The sequence below is a fragment of the Archangium minus genome (genome assembly GCF_044360475.1).
Lineage (GTDB): Bacteria > Myxococcota > Myxococcia > Myxococcales > Myxococcaceae > Archangium > Archangium minus.
In genome coordinates this window covers 10,665,761-10,687,761 of the sequence record NZ_CP043494.1, presented here as the reverse complement: position 1 = coordinate 10,687,761, position 22,001 = coordinate 10,665,761, and the positions used below count along the sequence as shown (strand labels likewise).

The window sequence follows — 22,001 nt, the reverse complement described above, 5'->3', positions numbered from 1 at the left end:
GGAGTGGTGGGTTTAATCTCCATCGTTGTCGTTGAACTTGAGCGTCACTCCCAGGTTGGCCACCACCTCGGAGGTGAGGGTGGCTCGCAGCCGCGAGAAGGCCGCTCGGGCGTTCTCCACGGACTCGCGGTCTCCCGTCAGCGCCGTGCGCAGCGGCGGCGGAATCGCCTCCAGCGCCGAGCGCACCGCCGCCAGGTCTCCGCGTACCGTCTCGTCCACCTGCTTGTTGCTGTGGGCCACCACTCGCGAGAGGCCTCCGTCTCCGTTCGCCCCAAGCCAGACACGCTCCATGCTCTGGCGCATGTCTTCCAGGTCTCGCAGCGTGTTGTCGCTGCGCCGCGCGTCCTCCTGGTCGGGGCGGACGGTGCCACCGGTGTCGAACCCGAGCGGCTTGGACAGCTTCATCTCCGCCGTCTCCACGCTGGCGATGAGCCGGTTGACCACCGTGTCCACCGCGTCCTTCTGCGTGGCGTAGGTGCTTCCGTCGTTGCCCGCGTTGGAGAGCTGCGCGACGTAGTTGTCCTGCTCGGGCTCCCAGGCCGTGCGTACCGCCGTGGCGCTCGTGTGCATCACCGCCCCGAGCGCCTTCAGGTAGGTCCGGCGGCGCGTGCCCGCGTTCCCATCCGTGAGACGCGAGAGCACTGCCGTGTTACCGCCCTCCGCATCGAAGAGCAGGTACTCCATCGCAAGCATGCCCTTGCGGTTCGCGCCCAGCTCCGCGACGGCTGCCTCGGTGAGGGGCGCGTCTCCCGCGAGCAGGCTGTCGATGCCCGTTGTGGAGGGCACCTGGTTCACCGCGGCGGATACGTGCTGGTCCTCCGCCGGACCGATGCGGAAGGACTCCTGGCGCAGCCACGCGGCGCGCGCGGCCCGCCAGGCGGATTGGGCCTCGGTGAGCGTGGCCTCGGTGGGGGTGGTGTCCAGCGTCGCGAGCGCTCCGGCCAGGGCCTCGGTGCGCGTGTCGAATTCACGGTACGCGGGGAGGGCGATATCCCCGGCCAGCTCCTTCAAGAAGGCCGTGCGCAGGGCGGTGCCCTGAGAGTCGCCGCAGCTCGCCAGGGCGAGTGACAGCAGGACAGCGGCGGGGATGAGACGACGCAAGATGGGACTCACAGCGACTCCAGGAAGCGCAGCAGTGCCGCGCGATCAGTGGCGGACAGGTTGCGGAAGCGCTCCCTCGAGCGCTCAGCCTCACCGCCGTGCCAGAGGATGGCTTCTTCCAGCGAGCGGGCGCGGCCATCGTGCAGGAAGCGCGTGTGGCGGTTGACCGTCTCCACCAGCCCGATACCCCACAGGGGCGGCGTCCGCCACTCGCTGCCTGTGGCCTCGAAGTCCGGGCGGTGGTCCGCCAGCTCCGGCCCCATGTCGTGCAGCAGCAGGTCCGTGTATGGGAAGATGACTTGCTTGGAGAGCTCCGGCGTGTCCGCCACCGTGCCCGTCTCGTGGCGCGGCACGTGGCACTTCGCGCATTCCAGCTCCTCCCGGAAGAGGCGGCGGCCCCGCAGCACCTCGGGCTGCTCCACGTCCCGGCGCGCGGGCACCGCCAGCATCCGCGTGTAGAACGTCATCTGCTCCAGCTTGTGCGCGTCCAGCTCGGGTGCTCCTCCCGACGGCGAGGCGCGGCATGCCTCCTGCGCGGCGGTGCACTCCTCCTCGGGGAACAGGTCCGAGGTGATGCCGATGTCCCCGCGGAAGGCGCCCGCGTTCTGCTGGCGCAGGGAGGGCTGGTTCGCCTTCCAGCCGAAGCGGCCCACGCGCACCTCTTGGTGCTCCACATCCCAGACGTGGTTGATGCGGCCAGAGATGCCATCGCCATCTCTATCGTTCGGATCCGCGAGCGCTTCCAGCGTCGCATCCGGAATGGCCTCCAGCAGGCCGAGGCCCACCATGACCGGCGCCACTCGGGGGCTCATCATCAGCTCCGGGTGCGCGGGGCCAAAGGCCAGGTCCACCAGCTCGTAGTGGGGCACCTCCAGTGTGTACGCCGTCCCATCCGCGTACCGGCCCTCGTGGAACGTATGCGTGAGGGCCACCTCACCCTCGGTGGGCACACCGAGGATGGACTGGGGCTGGAGCTGCCCTCCATAGGTGGGGTCCCCGAGCGGTGCACCGTTCGCGTCCTGCCCGGGAATGCTCAGCCGGAAGAGCAGCGACAGTGGCTTCTCGTCCTGCTCGGTCGGGGGCTTGCCGCGTCCGTCCTTGAAATGGCACGCGGCGCACGAGGGGGCGTTGAAGGTGGGTCCCAGTCCGTCCAGTCCCTCGGTGGAGGAGGGCGCCGTCACCCAGTTGCGGTTGAACAGCGCGTTGCCAACGAAGAAAGCATCGCGCCGCTCTCCCTGAAGGTTTCGCGCCGCCAACGTGAAGGCGTTGCGCGTGGTGTCGTGGACGGTGGTGTCACCGCCGGACAGCTCCTCGCCCGCTTCCGGCCCCTCTTCACCGCAAGCACAGGCGAGGAGGAGCAACAGACTGATCGTGCGCCGCATGGTTCTTCGCTACTCCAGGTTGAGCTCGATGCCGAGCGCGGTGGCCACGTCGACGAGCGTCTCCGTCTGCGCGCGCAGTGCCTCGACGGCCGCCTTCACCTTCTGACGGCCCTCGCTATTGTCCGCGCCGAGGATGGCCTGGTCGAATGGACCGGGGATCGCCTGGATGGCTTCCAGGCTGGCCTGCAGCTGCTGCTTCATCTTCTTGTCCAGCTCCTCGTCCACCTCGGCCACGAGCTCATCCAGGCCCGGACCGTCCTGGTTGCCGTAGCGGCCCAGGTACACGTTCTGGATTCCGACCGCGTTGGCGTACAGGTCCGCCAGCGTGCTGTCGCTGAAGCAGGAGTGCTCGTCCTCCTGGTCCTTGTTGTCGTAGGCCACCGTCATCCGCTCGCCGGACAGCTCGGCACCGCTCAGGCTGCCCATGCCGGTGAGGATCCGCTGCACGGCCTCCTCCGGCTTCAGCGCCGTGAACGTCTTGCCATAGTTGTTCGCGCCCGGCGCCCACTGCGCCTGCACCGACTCGAGGTCCTTCACCAGCAGGTCCGTCACCAGCTTCAGGTATTCGCGGCGGCGCGCGGCGTTGGGCGCCGTGCCTCCGTCCTCGAAGTCCGAGGCAGGCCGGTTGCCCGGGCCCGTCGTGCTCTGGTCCTGCCCCCACAGCAGGAACTCGATGGCGTGGTAGCCCGTGGCGATGTTCGTCTCACCGTCGCGCTCGTTGAGCTCCGTCAGCAGCTTCTCGGAGAGCGTGGGGAACTCGCCGGTGGCGTTGATGATGCCCGCCCCCGGTGCGCCCTCGACCGAGTCGATATAGGCCTCGTCCAGCGGCCACGCGTTGATCTGGCCCTCGGGACCGGTGTCCTCATCGTCGATGGGGCCGCCGTAGAAGCGGAAGGCCTCGCTCTGCCCGTAGGCGGGGCGCGCCGCCAGCCACGCGCTGCGCGCCACCGCCAGCTTCGCCTGCGTGGGGTCCGCGATGAAGACGTTCACCGCCGTCTGCAGCGTCCGCGCCTTCGCCACCACGTCCGTGTAGTTCTCGTTCACCAGCGCCGCGTAGCGCTCCACCACCGGCCGGGCCCGCTCCTCCTCCAGCGGCTCCGTCCCACAGCCCGCGGACACAAGCGCCCCCGCCACCAGGCCCATCCAGAATTGCTTTTTCATGTGCTCCCCTCTTCACCGCCGGGCCGCTCGTGCGGCCGCGCATGCGATGGTCAGGCTTGCTCGATAGCGAAGTTGAGAATCAAAGTCAAAATGGGGCCCGACGCGACGGCGAGGGCCCGCGCACTCAGCCGCGCAGGTGAGTGGTGTCGTTCCAGAGCTGGAGAACCTGCTGGTCTCCCTCTGAGTCGAAGCCGAGCACGCTGATGGAAGCGGTGTTCAGCGTGAAGAGGCGTCCCTCGGTGGGAGGCAGTCCCAGCCAGCGCGCGGCGAGCACCCGCAGCAGGTGGCCATGAGAGAAGAGGAGCACGTTGCCTTCCACGGAGCGGGCCTCGGCGATGATGCGGTCCGCGCGTGCGCCCACGTCACGTGCTGACTCGCCGCACGGCACGCCGTCCGCCCAGATGGTCCAGTTCGGGCTGGTGGCGCGAATCTCACCCTTGGTCTTTCCCTCGAAGGTGCCGTAGTCCCACTCCATCAGGTCCGTGCGCAGCTCGGCGCTTTCTCCATAGCCGGAGAGCGCGCACGTCTCGCTCGCGCGGCTCAGGGGGCTCGTCCACACCGCGGCGAAGTTCCATCTGCGCAGCGCGTGCCGGAGCTCGGTGGCCATGCGGCGTCCCTCTTCCAGGAGAGGGATGTCCGTGCGGCCGGTGTGCTGGCCGGTGCGGCTCCACGCGGTTTCTCCATGGCGGACGAGGACGAGCACGGGGGGTTTGGGTTTCATGTGGCCCATCCTGCGTGTCACGAGGCCCCGACTCAATGGAGGCGATGGAGGGGGAGGTGGGCTCCATGGCGCTCTTTCATGAATAGGGGCGTACGGGGTCTTAAGAAGTGTTTCCGGGCAACTGCGGCACTTGGGCACAAGTGAATTTCGTGAGACATACGCGGGCGGAGCCCGGGTTTTGCCGGACCCGGACCCCTCGGCTGTGAGGGACTTGCATTTGGAATTTGACAAAGCGATGGAGCGCTGGGCCCTGCTGTCGTACCGGCGGCCCGGACGGGTGCTTGCGTGTGTTCTGGCGGTAGCGCTCCTGGCGGGCCTGCTTGCCTCGCGACTCGTCTTCCATGGCTCCTTCGTGGAGCTTCTCCCAGCCGAGACCCAGGAGGTGCGGGACCTGGAGGCCGTGTCCCAGAAGGCCGGAGGTGATGGCTATCTGGTCCTGCGGGCCCGGGGGGCGGATCCGGAGACCCTGCGCCGCTTCGCCCACACACTGGCGCCGCGGCTGGAGGCCTTGGAGGAGGTCCGCTACACCGAGTTCCGCTACGACACGCACTTCTTCAAGGACCGTGCCCTGCTCCTGCTCTCCGCGGAGCAGTTGCGCGGCCTGCGCAAGGACCTCGAGTCCGTGCTCGAGGCGGAGAAGCTCGCCGCCAACCCACTCTATGTGCAGCTCGAGGACACGCCCCCGCCCTCGCTGGAGGAGATCGCCCGCCGCCATGCGCCGCGCGCGGCCTTGAGCGAGTACCTGACCTCGCCGGACGGCAGCGAGCTGTACCTGTTCGTGAAGCCCTCCGGCGTCGCGGGGGACCTCGTCTTCGCTCAGCGGTTGTTGACGCGGGTGCAGGCCACGAGCGCCGAGGTGGCACGTGACTTCCCGGGCGTGCAGACGGATGCCACGGGCGCGCACGTGCTCCGGCTCGAAGAGGACCGGCGGATGCGCCAGGATCTCACGCGCTCCTCGCTGCTCTCGTGCGCCATCGCGGCGCTCATCGTCGTCCTCTCCTGCCGGCGCATCACCTCGCTCCTGGTGGTGGGAGCCCCCGTGGGCGCGGGCTTGCTCGTCACCTTCGCGGTGGCGCAGCAGACCATTGGCTATCTCAACATCATCACCGGCTTCCTCGTCGCCATCCTCATCGGGCTCGGCATCGAGTACGGCCTCCACCTGGCGATGCGCTACTCCGAGGAGCGCCGCCAGTTCCCCGCTGGCGCGGCCCTGCGTGAGGCCGTCCTGGGCACCTGGAAGGGCGCGTTGACGTCGGCCTGCACCAACGCCGCTGCCTTCTCCGCGCTCATGCTCGCCGAGTTCGAGGCCTTCGCCCAGTTCGGGTGGATCGCCGCCGTGGGCGTGATGCTCACCGTGCTGGCCACGTACCTGATCGGCCCCGCGCTCATCACCTTCACCGAGCGGCTCCGTCCGGCGCGCGCCGAGGCCCCGCTGCCGTCCTCCCGGCCCCACCGCGAGCCACGGCGCATGCCTCGGGGCGCGCTGGTGGGCATCGTCGTGGGCGTGGGCGCGCTGGTGGCCTGGTCCGCCTCGGTGGCGGGCAGGATTGGCTTCGAGCCCGACATGCGCAAGCTGCGCGGGGAGTTCGCCGCCACGAAGCTCGATGATCGCATCATCTCCCAGCTAGGGCGGCGCCATTCGCCCACCGTCTTCCTCACCCAGGACGTCGCGCAGGCGGGCCAGCTCGCGACCACGTTGCGCGAGCTCGAGGCCCGCCACGGTGAGTCGCGGACCTTCGCGGAGGTGGTCTCGCTCAGCGACTTCCTGCCGCGCACCGGCGCCGATGTCGAGGCCGAGCGCGCCGCGTTGAGAGCGTTCTTCGACGAGCTGCCGGAGAGCGCCCGGAGCTCGGAGCGGCTGCGTCCCGCGCTGAGCCAGCTGGAGACGCTGCTGAACGCGAAGCCCTTTGGTGTGGAGGCGCTGCCCACCGAGGTCCGCCGCCGCTTCACCGCGCTGGATGGCGAGGGCAGCTTCGTGCTCGCCTTCAAGCGGGAGTCGCTCTCCGACACGGACGCGTTGCACCGCTTCGGCGACCAGATGGTCGAGCTGCGGGAGGTGGCCGGTGCGAAGGGGTTGCAGTTCCAGGTGCTCGACTCGAACCTCATCGCCTACCGCATCTTCGAGCTGGTGAAGCTGGATGGCCCCTGGCTGCTGCTGGCCGCGGGCCTCGCGGTGTTCGCGATGATGGTGGTGAGCCTGCGCAGCCTGCGCCGGGCGGGGCTGGTGGCTGGCCCTCTGTTCCTCGGGCTCGCCTGTCTGCCGGCGGCGATGTTCGCCTACGGGCTCAAGCTCAACTTCATCAACGCCGTGGTGCTGCCCAACCTGCTGGCCATCGCCGTGGACAACGCGGTGCACCTCTACCACCGCTACCGCGAGGAGGGGCCGGGTTCGCTTCCCCATGTGGTGCGCACCACGGGCGTCGCGGCGGTGGTGGCCACCCTGTCCAACGCGGCGGGCTATGGCGCGCTGCTCACGGCGGGCCACCCGGGACTGCGCTCCATCGGAGAGCTGGCGCTCCTGGGCGTCGCCTGCGCCACCCTGGGCACGACGGTGCTGTTCCCGGCCATCCTCGCGCTGCTCGAGCGCAATGAGCCCGGTTCACCGGAAGAAGAGGAGGAGGACGCCCTGTCGCTGCCCTTCGAGGTGGAGACGGACGAGGAGACCCAGAGCTCCGTGTGAAAGGCGGCCCGGCCTTCGTCGCTCACTCCTCGGTGATCGGCAGCGCCAGGACGAAGAGGGCTCCCTTGCCAGGCTCCGACTGCACCGTCAGCGTGCCGCCGTGGGCCTCGGCGATGCTCCGGACGAGATACAGCCCGAGGCCGAGCCCCTTGGAGCCCGGTCCCTTGGAGAAGCGCTCGAAGAGCCGCGGCATCACTTCCGGGGGGATGCCGGGTCCTTGATCCTTCACTGACACCCGGGCCCAGGGCCCGCCCTCGCGCTGCTCGCGGTTGACGTCGACGATCACCGGAAGCCCTGCCGGTGAGTGCTTCTGCGCATTGGCCACCAGGTTCTCAAGCGCCTGTCGGAGGCGAGCCGGGTCCGCTTGCACGACCAGCTCCGGCATGCCGGTGAGCTGCACCTCCTTGCCGGGCGTGGTGGCCAGCCTGGCCACCTCCTCGGAGAGCGCCACCAGATCCACCGGGTACAGCGCCAGCGAGAAGAGGCCCTGCTCCAGTCGCCCTACGTCCAAGAGGTCCGAGATCAGCCGGCTGAGCGCCTTGAGGGATTGCTCGGCGGCTTCGGCATCCCGCAGGAACTCCGTGGCCCGCTCTCGCACCGCGCGTCGGTGGATGAGCTCGAGGCGTATCTTGATGGGGAGCAGGTGGTTGCTGAGGTCATGAGCCAGAATGGTGATGAGCTCCTCCGCGGCGGCGTGGCGTCCTTGTTCCAGGGCCGCTTTCGTCAGCGCTTCGCCGAGCTCAACCCGATGAACCACCGAGCCCACCCACCGAGCCGCCGTCTCGAGGAAGCGCACGTCGTCCTCGGTGAACAGGTTCGGCGTGGCGGACTGCACGTCGAGCACGCCCCTGCGCTCGTTCCCCACCTCGATGAGGACTCCGATATGCGATCGGACGCCCAGCCCATTGATGATTCCGAGCAACTCCCCGGGGTCTTCATTCTGGCGGGGGTGGTGCCACGTCCTGCCCGTCTGGAAGACCTCTACGGTTCGTCCCCCGTTGGCGATCGGAAGACGGTCCAACCCCAGGCTCCTCTGCTTCCTGCCCATTGGACTGTTGCTTGTCCCGACGGCAACCAGGGTGGTGGTGGATGGCTCGAAGAGGAACACATCGACCTTGTCGGCCCTCATGAGCTCGATGACGCACTGAGCGACTTGATTCAGCGCGGACTGCACATCCGTGGGAGCGATCTCCATCAGCTCCTCGAGCGCCCGGAGCATCCGGTCCCGCTGCTCCGATGTCCCTTCCTGTTTCTCGGAGGCCATGACTTCACCATGGGCATCGAGCGGAAGGTTCAACGCTGAGTCAGAGCAGGCAGGCCAGCGAGCGCGTCATCGCCCGAAGGGATGGTGACCTGGGCAACCACGGCCTGACCCGAGCGCTCTACCAGGGCCCCTCCCAGGATGGGAGGGGGCCAGGGAGGCAAAAGTCAGCGCTTGAGGCCGCGCTTGAGCTCCATGCACACCTGCCGGGCCGCCGCGGGCCCATCGGCCTGAGCGGCACGGACAATGGCGCTGCCTACCACCACGCCATCCGCGTGGGCTCCCACCACCCGGGCCTGCTCGGCGGTGGAGATGCCGAAGCCAGCGACCACTGGCACCGGCGAGAAGCGCCGCACCAGCTCCAGCCGCTCGGACAGGTTCGCCGGCAGCTCCGAGCGCATGCCCGTCACACCCGCCACCGACACGCAGTACACGAAGCCGCGCGCGTCCTTCGCGATGGTTTCCGCTCGGGTCGGCGACGTGGTGGGGGCACACAGCGGGATGAGGGCCAACCCCTCCTTATCGAAGGCGGCGCGGATGCTTGCGCTCTCCTCGGGCGGCAGGTCCGGCAGGATGGTGCCCGCTACCCCGCGCTCCCGGGCCAGCTTCGCGTAGCGCTCCTCGCCCAGGGCCATCACCACGTTGACGTACGTCATCACCACCAGCGGCGTCTGGGGGCAGCGCTCGCGCACCGCCGGCACCACCTCGTCCAGCACCCGCCTGAGCGTGGCGCCAGCCTTCAGGGCCCGCTCGGACGCGGCCTGGATGACCGGGCCGTCCGCGATGGGATCGCTGAACGCCACGCCAATCTCCAGGATGTCCGCGCCGCCTTCCACGCACGCGGCGAACACGTCCACCGAGCGGGCCAGGTCCGGATCCCCCGCCATGGCGTACGCCACCAGTGCACCCTCACCGCGGGCCTTCGCCCGGGCGAACGCTTCCGCGATCTCCCCGCTCATGCGCCCTCCTGACCGACGGCGGCGGGAATCCCGCGCGCCGCGATGGTGGCCACGTCCTTGTCGCCGCGGCCCGAGCAGTTGATGACCAGGTGCTTGCCCTTGCCCAGCTCACGGGCCAGGTCTCCCGCGCGCGCGAAGGCGTGCGAGGACTCCAGGGCGGGCAGGATGCCCTCGGTGCGAGACACCCGGTAGAAGGCCGCCAGCGCCTCGTCGTCCGTGGCGGTGCGCACCTCCAGCCGCCCCGTCTTCGCCAGGTGCGCCAGCTCCGGCCCCACGCCCGGGTAGTCCAGGCCGGCGGAGATGGAGTGGGCCTCGATGATCTGCCCGTTCTCGTCCTGCAGCACCAGCGAGCGCGAGCCGTGCAGCACGCCCTCGGTGCCGAGTGTCAGGGACGCGCCGTGCTGCCCCGAGCTCAGGCCGTGGCCACCGGCCTCGACGCCCACCAGCCGCACGTCCTTGTCATGGATGAAGGGGTGCAGGATGCCGATGGCGTTCGAGCCGCCGCCGATGCACGCGATGATGGCGTCCGGCAGCTTGCCGAAGGCCACCAGCGACTGCGTGCGCACCTCGCGGCCGATGACGGACTGGAAGTCGCGGACGATGGTGGGGTAGGGGTGGGGGCCGGCCGCGCTGCCGATGACGTAGTAGGTGTCCTCCACCTGCGCCACCCAGGTGCGCATGGCCTCGTTCATCGCGTCCTTGAGCGTGCGCGAGCCCGACTCCACCGGCGTCACCTTGGCTCCCAGCGCCTTCATGCGGAAGACGTTGAGCGACTGGCGCTCCACATCCACCGCGCCCATGAAGACCTCGCAGGGCATGCCGAACAGGGCGCATGCGGTGGCCGTGGCCACGCCGTGCTGACCCGCGCCCGTCTCCGCGATGATGCGCTTCTTGCCCATCCGCCGCGCCAGCAGCACCTGGCCGATGGTGTTGTTGATTTTGTGGGCGCCCGTGTGCGCGAGGTCCTCCCGCTTGAGCCACACCTCGGCGCCGCCCCACTGCTCGGTGAGCCGGCGCGCGGGCGTCAGCGGCGTCTCGCGCCCGACGTACTCGCGCAGCACTTGCGAGACCTGCTCGTCGAAGGCCGGGTCCTTACGGGCCTCGGCGTAGGCCTGCTCCAACTCCAGATGTGCCGGGACCAGCGTCTCCGGCACGTAACGGCCGCCGTAACGCCCGAAGCGGCCCGGGGCGGTTTCCGTGTCCATGGTCTTCATCACTCCCAACGCAGGGTCTTCACGGCGCGCACGAAGGCGCGCACCGCGTCCGCATCCTTGACGCCGGGGCTGACTTCCACCCCGCTCGCCACATCCACGCCGTAGGGCCGGGTGGCCCGCACGGCTTCCTGAACATTGCCGGGGTTGAGTCCTCCGGCCACCAGCACCGGCACGCCCGCGTCCGCGAGCCGTGCCACCAGCGACCAGTCGAACCCCACGCCTCCGCCGCCGTAGCCCGGCGCCGCCCCGTCCAGCAGCAGCGTGGCCACGTCGCCCACGCCCACGTAGGTGCGCGCCCGCTCCACGTCCTCGGGGCCTCGTATCCGCAGGGCCTTGATGACTGGAACGCCGTAGCCCTCGCAGGCCTCGGGCGGCTCGTCCCCGTGCAACTGCACCGACGTCAGCCCGCAGTCACGCACGCGCGCGCGGATGAGGTCCGGTGACTCGTTGACAAAGACGCCCACCACCGAGCCCAGCGCCGGCCGCGTGCGAGCCAGGGCCGCCGCCGTCTCCGGTGTCACGTACCTCGGCGAGCGCAGGTAGAAGTTGAGCCCCAGGGCGTCCGCGCCCGCCGCCCACGCCATCCGCGCGTCCTCCTCGCGCGTGATGCCGCAGATCTTCACCCTCGCGCTCACGGTGCACCTACGGGCGCGAGCAGCCTCGCCAGCGCACGGCCCGGCTCGGCGTCGCGCAGCAGGGACTCGCCCACGAGCACCGCGTCGGCTCCAGCCGCCCGGGCCGCCGCGAAGTCCTCGCGCGTCTTGAGACCACTCTCCGCCACCAGTGCCTTGGCTCGGCTGCGCAGCTCGGGAATGACGCGCAGAGCGGTGGCGGTGTCCGTGCGCAGCGTGGCGAGGTTCCGGTTGTTGATGCCCACCAGCTCCGCGCCCGCCTTCAGCGCCCGTTCGGCGTGCTCCTGCGTGTGGGCCTCGACGAGCGCTGCCACTCGGCAGGCCTTCGCCGTCGCCACCATCTCCGCGAGCTCTCCATCCTCCAGCGCGTCCGCGATGAGCAGCACCGCGTCCGCGCCGATGGCCGCGCTCTCCTCCACCTCTTGCGGTGCCACCAGGAAGTCCTTGCGAAGCACCGGCAGCGAGATGGCCGCGCGCACCTGGAGGAGATCCTCGAGGCGGCCTCCGAAGTCCACGTCGTCCGTGAGCACGCTCACGGCGCTCGCCCCAGCGGCCTCGTAGGCCTGCGCCACCGCCACCAGATTCTGGTGCGGGAAGTCGCCCCCCGAAGGGCTGCGGCGCTTCACCTCGGCGATGACATTCACCGGCAGGCCCGGACGGTGCCGGGTGAGGGCGGCCGCGAAGTCCCGGCCCGTGGGGCGGGGCGCGCTTGCCACCAGGGGCTTGCGAGCAGCGAGCTCCCGGCGCTTGCGCGCGAAGATGGCCGCGAGCTTGTCCGTCTCGGGCGCGCTCATGCCGGGCCTCCCTTCACGAGTGCTTCCAGTTTGGCCGCCGCGGCGCCGGAGTCGATGGACTCCACCGCGCGCAGCACACCTTCCTTGAGGTTCGCCGCCTTGCCCACCACGACGAGGGCGGCCGCGGCATTGAGCAGCACCGCCGTGCGCACCCCGGAGCGCTCGCCCGCCAGCAGCGCCTTGAGGCGCCGGGCGTTCTCCTCCACGTCCCCGCCGACGATGGACTCGGGCGGTACCCGCTCCAGGCCCGCGTCCTCGGGGGTGACGGTGAAGGTCCGCACCGAGCCGTCCTCGCGCAGCTCCGCCACGTCCGAGGCCGTGCACGGCGAGAGCTCATCCAGCCCATCGCGGCCGTGCACCACCCAGGCCCGCTTGCTGCCTAGCCGGGACAGGACGCGCGCCGTCTGCTCCAACCGCTCACCGGCGAAGGTGCCGAGCAGCTGGTAGCACGCGCCCGCCGGGTTGGTCAGGGGCCCCAGCAGGTTGAAGAGGGTGTGCAGGCCAATCTCACGCCGAGCCGGCGCCACGTGTCGCAGGGCGCTGTGGTGCGAGGGCGCGAAGAGGAAGCCCACCCCGTGGACATCCACGTCCCGCGTCACCTGCTCGTGAGAGCGGTCCATGGCGACGCCCAGCGCGGCGAGCACGTCCGAGCTGCCGCACCGCGAGGACACCGCCCGGTTGCCATGCTTGGCCACCGTGACGCCCGCGCCCGCGGCCACGAAGGCCACGGCCGTGGAGATGTTGAAGGTGTGCGCGCCATCTCCGCCCGTGCCGCAGGTGTCCAACACCACCTGGGCCTGGGGGTGGATGCGCGTGGCGCAGGCCCGCATGGCCTCCGCCGCTCCGAGAATCTCGTCCTCGGTCTCACCCTTCATGCGCAACGCGACCGCGAAGGCGCCTACCTGAGCAGGCGTCGCTTCTCCCGCGAGCATCTGGCCCATCACCGAGGCCATCTCCTCACGGTTCAAGTCGCGCCGGCCAACGACCCTACCCAGCGCTTCCTTGAGTGTCATGTGCCTATCCCGGGTTGCTCGTGATGCAGATGGCCGCGCGCTGCTCTCCGGGGGTCGTGTGCGGTCGCCAGCCGTGACGGCGGATCTCGTCGTTCACACGCTCGATTTCCTGGGCCGTCGCATCCGGGCGCATCACGATCAACATGGCTCTTGACTCTCCGAAGTATTCCGCCGCCTGGGGAAGAGGCGGTCGGTTCGAGGCGCTGCTTAAAGGTGTCCACTTCCCCCCTTATTCCCGGCAAGTGTCGCTGGAGAGGTGTCCGGGAAGCAAGGTAGGACGGGGCTTTTCACTTTTACGGAGGGTGCGGCGTGGTGCGTCCGAACGTCATCGTGGTGGGGGCGGGGTTGGCAGGGTTGACGTGCGCGAGGCTGCTGCACCAGGCGAAGGTGAAGGTGCGGGTGCTGGAGGCGAGCGACGGGGTGGGCGGCCGGGTGCGCACGGACGCCGTGGAGGGCTTCCTGCTGGACCGGGGCTTCCAGGTGTTCCTCACTGCGTATCCCGAGCCGCAACGGTGGCTGGACTACAAGGCGCTCGACTTCCAACGCTTCTTCCCGGGGGCACTGGTGTGGCGCGCGGGGCGTCTGCACAAGGTGGCGGATCCGTTCCGCCGGCCGCTGCAGGCCGCGGCCCATGCCTTCAACCGCGTGGGCTCGTTCGCCGACAAGTTGCACATTCTCGACTTGCGCCAGCAGTCGCTGGCGGGCTCGGTGGAGGACGTGTTCCACCGACGGCAGAAGACTTCGCGGGAGTACCTGCGGGACGTGGGCTTCTCCGAGGAGATGGTGGAGGCCTTCTTGCGCCCCTTCTTCGCGGGCATCTTCCTGGAGAAGGAGCTGCGCACCTCCAGCCGGGTGCTGGAGTTCGTCTTCCGGATGTTCGCCACGGGGGCCACGGCGGTGCCGGCGAAGGGGATGGGGGCGCTCTCCATGCAACTTGCCGCGAAGCTGCCCGTGGGCGCGGTGAAGCTGAACGCGCCGGTGGAGGAGGTGTGGGGTCACCGAGTGCGGCTGGCCTCGGGCGAGCGGGAGGAGGCCGATGCGGTGGTGGTGGCCACGGACGCTCCCGCGGCGGAGGAGCTGCTGCCTGGCATGCCGCCGCGGAGGATGAACGCGGTGACGTGCCTGTACTTCGCCGCGCCGGAGCCACCGGTACGAGGGCCCTACCTGGTGCTGAACGGGGAGGGGAGGGGGCCGGTCAACAACCTCGCGGTGATGAGCGAGGTGGCGCCCGCGTATGCGCCGGCGGGGCAGGCGCTGGTGTCGGTGTCGGTGGTGGAGCCGGTGGATGCCCCGGAGACGCTGGAGGCACGGGTGCGCGAGCAGCTCACGGAGTGGTTCGGTGGAGCGGTGGAGAAGTGGAGGCACCTGCGCACGTACGTGATTCTGCACGCGTTGCCCGCACAGCCACCCGAGTCCTTCGCGGAACCCCACCGGCAGGTCCGGCTGTCACCAGGGCTGTATGTCTGTGGGGACTACCGGGAGAACGGCTCGATTGAGGGGGCCATGGTCTCGGGGCGGCGAGCGGCGGAGGCCCTGCTGCGGGACCGGGAGCTGCCGCTGCCATGAGCTCCTCCAGGTTGGCTGAGCGGGGCTGGCTCGTGGCCAGCGTGGTGGCGGTGATTGCGTGGACCGAGTTGGTGCACGTGCACCCACCGCGTTTCTTCCTGTGGGCCTCGCTCTTCTGCGCGGTGTGGAACGCGCTGTCGTGGAAGGCGCTGGGTGAGACGGGACAGCGGTGGCTCGCCCCGAGACGCGCGGACATGCTGTGGGGGGTGGCCCTCGCGGGTGTGTTGTACGTGGGCGCTCGGGCGGTGTTGTGGGCGATGTGTGGCGGCTTCTCGGAGCTGTTCTGCGAGCCCCTGGCGGCCATCTACGCGACGTTTGGAACGGGCTCACTTGGGGCGGCGCTGGCGCTGGCGCTGTTCATCGCTCCGGCCGAGGAGCTCTTCTGGCGAGGGGTGGTGCAACAGGCACTGCGGCCGAGGCTCGGCCGGGTAGGATGCGTGGTGGTGGCGTCGGTGCTCTCGAGCCTCGCGCTGCTCGCCTTCCGTGAGCCGTTGCTGGCGCTCGCGGCGTTCCCCACGTCGCTCGCCTGGGGGCTGCTCGCTGAGTGGCGCCGCAGCCTCGTGGCCTCGTGGGTGAGTCACTCCCTGTGGGACGTGCTCATCGTCATCCTGTTGCCGGCCCTGTGAGGTGCGGGCCCCTTCGTGCACGACACCGCTAGTCCCTTCAGGGAGAGATGCTCCCTCTCCCCTCGGGAGAGGGACGGGGTGAGGGTATCGGGTGAACCCGGGTTGAACCACTTGTCCATACTGTGGGCCACGGGTTGAAGAACGGGCTTGGGCCACGGGTTGAAGAACGGGCTCGGATACCCTCACCCTGACCCTCTCCCGAGGGGCAGGGCGGGCGCATCTAATTCTCGGGAAAGCCAGCCAGCAGGACACGTAGCAAATAGTCGGTGTCCCACCCAGCCTTCTTGCGCCGGGTAGGGACACCGGCCTTGAGTGTCTTCTCACGTCGCAGCAGCGTGAGGGCAATGCGGCTGAGCACGGCGAAATTCTGCGCCCCATTGAAGTGGCGGATGGTGCGCGAGTCCTCGCCCATGCACACGTCCAGGCACCAGTGCAGCCCATTCTCCACGCCCCAGTGGCCGCGGATGAGGCCGGTGAGCTTGCGAGCCTGGGGTGGCAGGCTGCTGAGGTAGTAGTGCCACTCCTGGCTCACCTTGCCCTTGAGCGTGCGCTCGCGCCGCAGCAGCACGGCAGTGCGCAGCCGGGGCCACTTGTGTGCGCTGGGCGGTAGGTCTTCTGGCCGCAGGGCCACTGCCCAGGCTGTACGCACCTCGCGTCGGCCATGTCCCTTGCTCACGCTGCGGCTGTGAGTGTCCACCCCAGAGTGGCTCGCCTCGGGGTTGGCACGCACCGGGGCGAACATGTCCTTGACGTGGGAGTACAACGGCCCGCGGTTGCCCTTGAGGTGCAGCACGTAGTCAGCTCCCGCGTGCACCACGGCCTGGGCCACCTTGGCCGTGCACCCGTTGGCGTCCACCGTCACCACTGCCCCTTGCAGTTGCAATTGCGCCAGCAACTCGGGGATGGCCGCCACCTCTCCGGGTGCTCCCGCTACGGCCTGCTGCGCCAACAGCAGCCGCTGCTCGCTGGCCCATACGTGCACCAGATGCAGCGGCGAGCCCGCCAGGGTCTTGCTCAGTGCGCCTCGCACACTCTTACCGTCTACCGCCACTACCTGGCCGCGCACCTCCCTGGCCAGTGCCTGCATCCACCGGCGCATGCAGGCCTCGAATGCCTGGGGGTGTAGTGCGCACAGCACCCGGCGGAAGGTGTCCGCGCACGGCACTCCATGTGGCATGTCCAGGAAGCTGGCCAACCACTGCGCTCGCGACCTGGCAAATTGTGCCAGTCCCTCCCACCCGTCAGCTCCAGCAATCACCGCGCACAGCGCCATCACCAGCACGTTGCTGAGCGCATGGCGCTTGGTGCGCGCCACTCGGGGGTCCTTCAGCCCCCCGAAGTGCTCGAGAATGAGTTGAACCACAACCTGCCCACCCTGCCCGCCCTGCCCCTGTGACTCCATAAGTGGGCCCAGCCTATGGAAGTCCTCTGACCTCCTGCGTGAGCCCACTGCCAACCCGCTGATTTGACTGGCGCTTTAGATGCGCCCGCCCTGCCCGAGGGGAGAGGGGAAGTTGCCGCGAGGAAGTTGTCCGCGCATGTTCCCGGGGCTCTCCTTGGCGGACCTACTTGAAGGGGCTCAGGTGAGCGGAAGCGCGAGCGTGGCCACGGCTCCCTTGCCGGGACCCTCGCTCTCCAGGGTGAGGCTGCCCTTCAGGAGCTGCGCCGCCAGGGCACTCGCGTGCAGCCCGAAGCCGTGGCCGTCCTTGCGCGTGGTGAAGCCGTGCGCGAACAGCTTGTTCTTCATCCCTGGCGCAATGCCCACCCCATCATCCACCACCTGGATGCGCGCCATGTTCCCCTCCGCCGTCAGCCTCACCCTCATGTTTCGCTTTCCCTCGGGGGCTCCATCCAGCGCGTGCTTCGCGTTGCTGATGAGGTTGATGAGGATCTGCAGCACCTTGTGCTTGTCCACCTGCACCCTGGGCACCGCCGTGAGCTCGCGATGGACCGTGACGCCGTGGCGCTGCAGTGCCGCCGTCTGGATGCGCAGCGCGTCGTCGATGAGCTGGGCCAGGTCGCATTCCTCCGTCATCAGCGAGGTCCTGGCGTACGTCTGCTGCACCTGGACGATGGCGCGGATGTGCTCGATGTGCAGGCCCATCGCATCCATGTCCTCCATCAGGGATGTCTGCTCGCGCGCCATCTCGTCGGCCAGCGCCGACAGGTAGTCCGGCAGGTGCCCGCCACGCGAGTCCTTCGTCAGGAAGTCCGCCAGCGATTCCCGGTTCTCCAGCAGCAAGGCCGAGGCCTGCTTCAACCGGCCCACTCGCGAGGTGCTCACCGCCCTGCGCATCATCTCCAGGTTGATGACGGCACTGGTGAGCACATTGCCCACGTTGTGCAGCACGTTGGTGGCGATCTCCGCCATGCCCACCTCGCGAGCGGTGTCCACGAGACGGGCCTGGGCCTGCTTGAGCTCGCGCGTGCGCTCCTCCACCCGCTGCTCCAAGGCGTCGTTGGCCTGACGCAGCTCTGTCCGAGCGCGCTGCACGTCGGCATACAGCCGCGCGTTCTCGATGGAGATGGCCGCCTGCGAGGCGATGTGTCCCAGGAGGGCCAGGCGTGCCGGGCTGAAGGCGTTGGTGGCCAGGTTGTTCTCCAGGTAGAGCGCCCCGGAGAACTGCTCCTGCCTGAGCAGCGGAAGGCACAACACCGAGCGCGCTCCACTGCTCGCCAGGTAGGGGTCAGAGGAGAAGGGGTGGGGCTTGGAGGCATCGCCAATGAGCACGTGCGTTCGCGTGCGCCGCACGTAGGCGAGGAGTGTTTTCGGCAGCTCACTGTCCGGCGAGGAGTCGGAGGTGGCCGCCACCGAGAGCGTGTCCCCGTTTAGCAGCAGCAGGGCGCCGCGCTGGGCTCCGGCGTTCTCAATCGCCGCCTGCAGCAGTGTCGTCACCAGCCGCTCCAGCACGATTTCGCCGGAGATGGCCTGCTGGGTCTTCACGATGGTGAGCGCGTCGAGCCGGGTCGAGTCCGTCGCGCTGGTGGTGAGCGCGTCCGAGTGGGACGCCGAGGTGGTGAGGTTCGGCCACGAGGACTCCAGGTGTTGGACCTTGCCCAGGGCACCCCACTGCTTGTAGGCCGCCAGGGCCTCACGCGCGAAGGCATGGGCGACAATCGGCGCCTGCCGCGTGCGCCAGAAGTTGGCCGCGAGCTCACTGGCCAGCCCCAGGTACTGGGTGGCACCACTCTCGCGAGCCGAGCGGATGGCCTCCTCGTAGGCGCGCGTCGCCTCATCCGGCCTCCCCGCAAGGCGGGCCAGCTCCGCGGAGACCAGTTGCTCGTGCGCGCGGAAGTTCTCGGGACAGTTCTGGGCCCACTCCGCGAGCTGCTGCTGGTGGCGCTGGATGGCTTCGAGGTACCGCTGCTGCTCCTCCGGCGTGGCCTGCTCGAAGCAGGCGGCCAGGGTCAGGGCGCGATAGAGCTGGTATTCCCTGAGAAAGATCCTGCCGGTCATGGACCAGACCAGCTCGGCTGTCTTGTCCGCGGCTTCCCGGGCCTCCTCGTAGGCGCCGCACATGAAGCACGACTGGAGCTTGATGATCCAATACACGCACCGCGTGCTGCTCGAGCGATTGGGCGTCAGCCTGGCCTCGAAGGCCCGCGCATCGAAGTCGTGCCTGCTCAGCGTGCCGAAGGAGAGCGTGTGCCCGCGCATCTGCTGCACGTAGGCCTGGTAGCTGAGGAGCATGTCCATGGGATCCAGGATCCCGGTCTTGCTCAAGAACTCGCCGCGCGCGACCGACTCCGCATAGACGTCCTCCAGGTTGTACCCCATGGCGAGGCGGTTCTGGAGGAGCGAGTGGCAGATGAAGCTGGCGTTCAGCAGGTCCCCTGACTGGAGCCCGTGGTGGAAGCCGCTGAGCGCGATGTCATGCACGGCGGAGAGGGGACGGGTCCAGTAACAGATGAGCTGCAGCCCATAGAGCACCCGCGAGCGACGGTCGGACAGGTTGTACCGGTCAACGAAGCCACAGGCGAGCTGGCCCAGGGCCTCGCCTTCCCGGTACCGCTTGAAGAAGGAGCCGGTCAGCACTCCGAACCAACTGATTCCCATCACCGCAGCCTCGGTGATGCCATGGCGAAGGGTGAGGGAGACCGTCCAGCTCAGGTTGATGATGAGCAGGTGGTTGTCGGTGAAGTAAGCCGGCCCGAAGAGTGAGTCGAGGACGCGCATCACCAGCTTCATGTCCGGATCGGTCATGGGAGGCAGGTCGATGAGGCTCTCAATGGGACGATCCCCCAGCAGGGCCCACACCTCCTCATGGGCAGCCACCGCCTCCTCCCAGGTGGGGTGCCGCGAGATCGGCATGCCCAGCACGGAGAGGCACTCCAGCATGCAGGTGAGGGCGCCCTGGATGTCGCCCGTGGCGAGCCCGAGGTCATTCTTCAGGCAGTAGGTGGCCACGGTGTCCGCGCGGGTCCGCGCCCGAGTGAGAAGCTCCTCCGCCAGTTGGCGCGCCTCGGCGATGTTCCTGCTCAGGAGCTCGCACTTCGCTCGCGCGAGCCGCACCTTGAAGGCCAGCTCATGGTCCGTCTCCCAGGGGTCTCCTGGAATGAGTGCGAAGGCCGTCGTGAAGTAGGTGAGGGCAGGGCCGAGCGCCACCGCGCTCTCGGCCTTCCGCCCTGCCTCGGCATTCAAGCGCGCGAGGTGGTGGCGCTCCGAGGGCTCTTCCATCAGCTCCGCCCCCGCGTTGAGCTGGCTCACCACGTCGAAGAGCGACTCGCGCACCTCCTCCTGCGACAAGCTCTCGAGCATCAGCCGGCCGATGCGCAGATGGATGGTCTTGCGCTCAGCCTCGGAGGTGAGGGAGTGGGCCGCCTGCTGGATGCGGTCGTGAAGGAAGCGGTACTGCTCCGGACCGGCGCGTACCAGCATTCCTTCCTGGAGCGCGGGCTCGAGCCTCTGCTCCACGTCTCCCGCCTCGGTCAGACCGGAGAGGGTCCCCAGCAGTTGGAGGGAGAAGACCTTGCCCGCGCACGCCGCCAGCCGCAGCTGATGCTGTGTTCCAGGGGGGAGCTGGCGCAGCCTGCCCACCATGAAGTCGACGATGTTCTCCGAGTACCCTCGGGCTCGTACGCCTTCGGCATCCCACCGCCAGCCGCCGCCAGGCACTCGCGCCAGCAAGCCCTCCTGGTGGAGTGTCACCAGCAACTGCAGCAGGAAGAAGGGGTTGCCACCTGTCTTCTCGTGTACCAGCGCCGCGAGGGGCGCAACCACCTCCCTGTCCGCGCCCGGCAGCGTGTCACCCACCAGGTGCTCCACCTGCTCCACGCTCAGCGGCTCCAGGCGGAGGTCTGTTATCGGCGCCCCTGCCTTGCGCACCTCTTCCAGCACCGGCATCAGCGGGTGCGAGGGACTCACCTCGTTGTCCCGGTAGGCTCCCATCCACAGCACCGGCAGGGGCTCCGGCTGCGAGAGCAGTTTTTCGAGCAGCCGCAGGCTGGCCAGGTCCGCCCACTGCAGGTCATCCAGGAACACCACCAGCGGGTGCTCCGTCGTGGCGAACACGGAGAGGAACTGGCGGACCACTCGATAGAAGCGGTGCTGCGCCTTCTGGGGGGATACCTCCGGGAGCGCGGGTTGCCGGCCCACCAGCACTTCCAACTGGGGGACCAGGTCCACGAGCAGCTGGCCCTGGCCCTCCCAGGCCTGGTTCACCCGCTCTTGCCACTGCGCGAGCTCCTCGTCACTCTCCGCGAGCAGCTGCTGCACCAGCCCGCGGAGAAGCTGCGCCAGCGTCGCGTACGGAATGTCTCGCTGGAACTGATCGAACTTGCCGCTCAGGAAGAAGCCGCGCTGTTGCACCACTGGCTTGTGTAGCTCGTGCACCACAGCGGACTTGCCGATGCCCGAGTACCCGCTGACCAGGAACAGCTCCGGCCTGCCCGTCCGTGCCACCCGCTCGAAGCCTTCGAGCAGGGCGGCGACCTGCGCCTCACGCCCGTAGAGCCGTTGCGGCAGTTGAAAGCGGTTGGGCGTGTCCTGCGTGCCCAGCGCGAACGCCTCTTGTTCGCTCCGGTCCAGTGCCTCGCGGCACCGCTCCAGGTCCGCCTGGAGTCCCTCGGCGCTCTGGTAGCGCTCCTCGGCCACCTTCGCCATCAGCTTGAGCACGAGGGCCGAGAGGGCGGGCGGCACCTGGGGGTTCAGCTCGTGCGGTGGCTGTGGCGTCTGCGCCATGTGCACGTGGCACCACTCGAGGGCATCGCGCGCCCGGAAGGGGCGGCGTCCCGTCAACAGCTCGTAGAACGTCACGCCCAACGAGTAGAAGTCGGTGCGGTAGTCCACCGCGCGGTTCATGCGCCCCGTCTGCTCCGGGGACATGTACGCCAGCGTCCCTTCGATGAGATGGGTCGGAGCCGCGTCCAGGTGCTCCACCTGCTGGAGTGTCGCCACGCCGAAGTCGATGAGCCGCGTCTCCCCCGAGGGCTCCACCATGATGTTGGAGGGCTTGATGTCCTTGTGGATGACGTTGCGGCAGTGGACCTCGCCCAGGGTGGAGACCAGCGAGAGGGCCAGGCTCAGGAACCGGGAGACCTCCATCGGCTGGCCCGTGGAATCGGACAGGGGTTGGCCGTGCACCTGCTCCAGCAGCAGCACGGGCCGGTGGTGGATGCGCTCACAGGCGTAGGGCGTAGCCACCCCGCGCAAGTCCCGCAGCCGCTGCAGGATGGCGAACTCCCGCCGGTACCGTTCGCTCTCGCCGGGGCCGGGCGAGGGAGTCATCGGCGTCTTGATGATGACGGGCAGGCCATCCGCCTCGCGCATGGCCTGGAAGAGCACGTTCGAGCCCGTCGCTCGGATGGTGCCGAGAATCCTGTAACCCGGGATGTCCAACATGGATGATGGATGTCCTTGTCGGCGAGAACCGACCCCCATGACGTCGTCGC

Annotated in this window: 16 protein-coding genes; 3 read left to right on the top strand and 13 right to left on the bottom strand. The window is 68.9% G+C overall.

The window, feature by feature from the left end; translation table 11 throughout:
* Positions 1-12 precede the first annotated feature (12 nt).
* The 4 genes from F0U60_RS43760 to F0U60_RS43745 all read right to left on the bottom strand — a co-directional run bounded on the left by F0U60_RS43760 (position 13) and on the right by F0U60_RS43745 (position 4,365).
* Entirely contained in the window at positions 13-1,113 is a 1,101-nt protein-coding gene (locus tag F0U60_RS43760; protein WP_395809147.1) for an imelysin family protein, read from the bottom strand.
* On the bottom strand, positions 1,110-2,483 hold the full coding sequence (locus tag F0U60_RS43755) for a di-heme oxidoredictase family protein (RefSeq protein ID WP_395809145.1): 1,374 nt from the start codon (positions 2,481-2,483) through the stop codon (positions 1,110-1,112). Before F0U60_RS43755 ends, F0U60_RS43760 begins: the two co-directional genes overlap by 4 nt.
* Positions 2,484-2,492: 9 nt before the next feature.
* The gene (locus tag F0U60_RS43750) at positions 2,493-3,644 is read right to left on the bottom strand and encodes an imelysin family protein (RefSeq protein ID WP_395809143.1); all 1,152 of its coding nucleotides are present in this window, start codon (positions 3,642-3,644) and stop codon (positions 2,493-2,495) included.
* 124 nt (positions 3,645-3,768) lie between these two features.
* A complete protein-coding gene (locus tag F0U60_RS43745) occupies positions 3,769-4,365 on the bottom strand; it encodes a histidine phosphatase family protein (RefSeq protein WP_395809141.1) in 597 nt (198 codons plus the stop codon).
* A gap of 217 nt (positions 4,366-4,582) precedes the next feature.
* Here F0U60_RS43745 and F0U60_RS43740 point away from each other — a divergent pair, with 217 nt between their 5' ends.
* The gene (locus F0U60_RS43740; protein WP_395809139.1) at positions 4,583-7,045 is read left to right on the top strand and encodes an RND family transporter; all 2,463 of its coding nucleotides are present in this window, start codon (positions 4,583-4,585) and stop codon (positions 7,043-7,045) included.
* A gap of 22 nt (positions 7,046-7,067) precedes the next feature.
* Here F0U60_RS43740 and F0U60_RS43735 read toward each other — a convergent pair whose 3' ends face one another.
* From F0U60_RS43735 to F0U60_RS43705, 7 genes are all read right to left on the bottom strand, one after another.
* Complete coding sequence (locus F0U60_RS43735; protein WP_395809137.1) at positions 7,068-8,309, bottom strand: ATP-binding protein; 1,242 nt, start codon at positions 8,307-8,309, stop codon at positions 7,068-7,070.
* 164 nt (positions 8,310-8,473) lie between these two features.
* Positions 8,474-9,265 carry a tryptophan synthase subunit alpha gene (gene trpA, locus F0U60_RS43730; RefSeq protein ID WP_395809135.1) on the bottom strand — a complete coding sequence of 264 codons (792 nt, stop codon included), beginning with the start codon at positions 9,263-9,265 and terminating at the stop codon, positions 8,474-8,476.
* A complete protein-coding gene (trpB, locus tag F0U60_RS43725; RefSeq protein ID WP_395809133.1) occupies positions 9,262-10,470 on the bottom strand; it encodes a tryptophan synthase subunit beta in 1,209 nt (402 codons plus the stop codon). Before trpB ends, trpA begins: the two co-directional genes overlap by 4 nt.
* 8 nt (positions 10,471-10,478) lie before the next feature.
* Positions 10,479-11,114, bottom strand: a complete 636-nt coding sequence (locus F0U60_RS43720) for a phosphoribosylanthranilate isomerase (protein ID WP_395809131.1) — start codon at positions 11,112-11,114, stop codon at positions 10,479-10,481.
* Positions 11,111-11,905: an indole-3-glycerol phosphate synthase TrpC gene (locus F0U60_RS43715; protein ID WP_395809129.1), complete on the bottom strand. Its 795-nt coding sequence runs from the start codon at positions 11,903-11,905 to the stop codon at positions 11,111-11,113. The genes F0U60_RS43720 and F0U60_RS43715 overlap by 4 nt, the downstream gene beginning before the upstream one ends.
* Positions 11,902-12,918 (bottom strand): anthranilate phosphoribosyltransferase, encoded by a 1,017-nt coding sequence (gene trpD / locus F0U60_RS43710; protein ID WP_395809127.1) that lies wholly within the window; start codon positions 12,916-12,918, stop codon positions 11,902-11,904. The genes F0U60_RS43715 and trpD overlap by 4 nt, the downstream gene beginning before the upstream one ends.
* A 4-nt stretch (positions 12,919-12,922) precedes the next feature.
* Positions 12,923-13,063, bottom strand: a complete 141-nt coding sequence (locus F0U60_RS43705) for a hypothetical protein (protein ID WP_395809125.1) — start codon at positions 13,061-13,063, stop codon at positions 12,923-12,925.
* Positions 13,064-13,227: 164 nt separating this feature from the next.
* Here F0U60_RS43705 and F0U60_RS43700 point away from each other — a divergent pair, with 164 nt between their 5' ends.
* Positions 13,228-14,484 (top strand): NAD(P)/FAD-dependent oxidoreductase, encoded by a 1,257-nt coding sequence (locus F0U60_RS43700; protein WP_395809123.1) that lies wholly within the window; start codon positions 13,228-13,230, stop codon positions 14,482-14,484.
* On the top strand, positions 14,481-15,110 hold the full coding sequence (locus F0U60_RS43695) for a lysostaphin resistance A-like protein (protein WP_395809121.1): 630 nt from the start codon (positions 14,481-14,483) through the stop codon (positions 15,108-15,110). The genes F0U60_RS43700 and F0U60_RS43695 overlap by 4 nt, the downstream gene beginning before the upstream one ends.
* 220 nt (positions 15,111-15,330) lie before the next feature.
* Here F0U60_RS43695 and F0U60_RS43690 read toward each other — a convergent pair whose 3' ends face one another.
* Together F0U60_RS43690 and F0U60_RS43685 are read right to left on the bottom strand one after the other, a co-directional pair.
* Positions 15,331-16,473, bottom strand: a complete 1,143-nt coding sequence (locus tag F0U60_RS43690) for an ISAs1 family transposase (protein WP_395809119.1) — start codon at positions 16,471-16,473, stop codon at positions 15,331-15,333.
* 216 nt (positions 16,474-16,689) lie between these two features.
* Complete coding sequence (locus F0U60_RS43685) at positions 16,690-21,951, bottom strand: AAA family ATPase (protein ID WP_395809117.1); 5,262 nt, start codon at positions 21,949-21,951, stop codon at positions 16,690-16,692.
* Between the last annotated feature and the right edge of the window lie 50 nt (positions 21,952-22,001).

Coding starts and splice junctions, on each gene's coding strand:
- F0U60_RS43755 (WP_395809145.1), bottom strand. CDS start 2,483: ATGCGGCGCACGATCAGTCTGTTGCTCCTCCTCGCCTGTGCTTGCGGT.
- F0U60_RS43695 (WP_395809121.1), top strand. CDS start 14,481: ATGAGCTCCTCCAGGTTGGCTGAGCGGGGCTGGCTCGTGGCCAGCGTG.
- trpD (WP_395809127.1), bottom strand. CDS start 12,918: ATGACACTCAAGGAAGCGCTGGGTAGGGTCGTTGGCCGGCGCGACTTG.
- F0U60_RS43685 (WP_395809117.1), bottom strand. CDS start 21,951: ATGTTGGACATCCCGGGTTACAGGATTCTCGGCACCATCCGAGCGACG.
- F0U60_RS43745 (WP_395809141.1), bottom strand. CDS start 4,365: ATGAAACCCAAACCCCCCGTGCTCGTCCTCGTCCGCCATGGAGAAACC.
- trpA (WP_395809135.1), bottom strand. CDS start 9,265: ATGAGCGGGGAGATCGCGGAAGCGTTCGCCCGGGCGAAGGCCCGCGGT.
- F0U60_RS43705 (WP_395809125.1), bottom strand. CDS start 13,063: ATGTTGATCGTGATGCGCCCGGATGCGACGGCCCAGGAAATCGAGCGT.
- F0U60_RS43715 (WP_395809129.1), bottom strand. CDS start 11,905: ATGAGCGCGCCCGAGACGGACAAGCTCGCGGCCATCTTCGCGCGCAAG.
- trpB (WP_395809133.1), bottom strand. CDS start 10,470: ATGGACACGGAAACCGCCCCGGGCCGCTTCGGGCGTTACGGCGGCCGT.
- F0U60_RS43750 (WP_395809143.1), bottom strand. CDS start 3,644: ATGAAAAAGCAATTCTGGATGGGCCTGGTGGCGGGGGCGCTTGTGTCC.
- F0U60_RS43735 (WP_395809137.1), bottom strand. CDS start 8,309: ATGGCCTCCGAGAAACAGGAAGGGACATCGGAGCAGCGGGACCGGATG.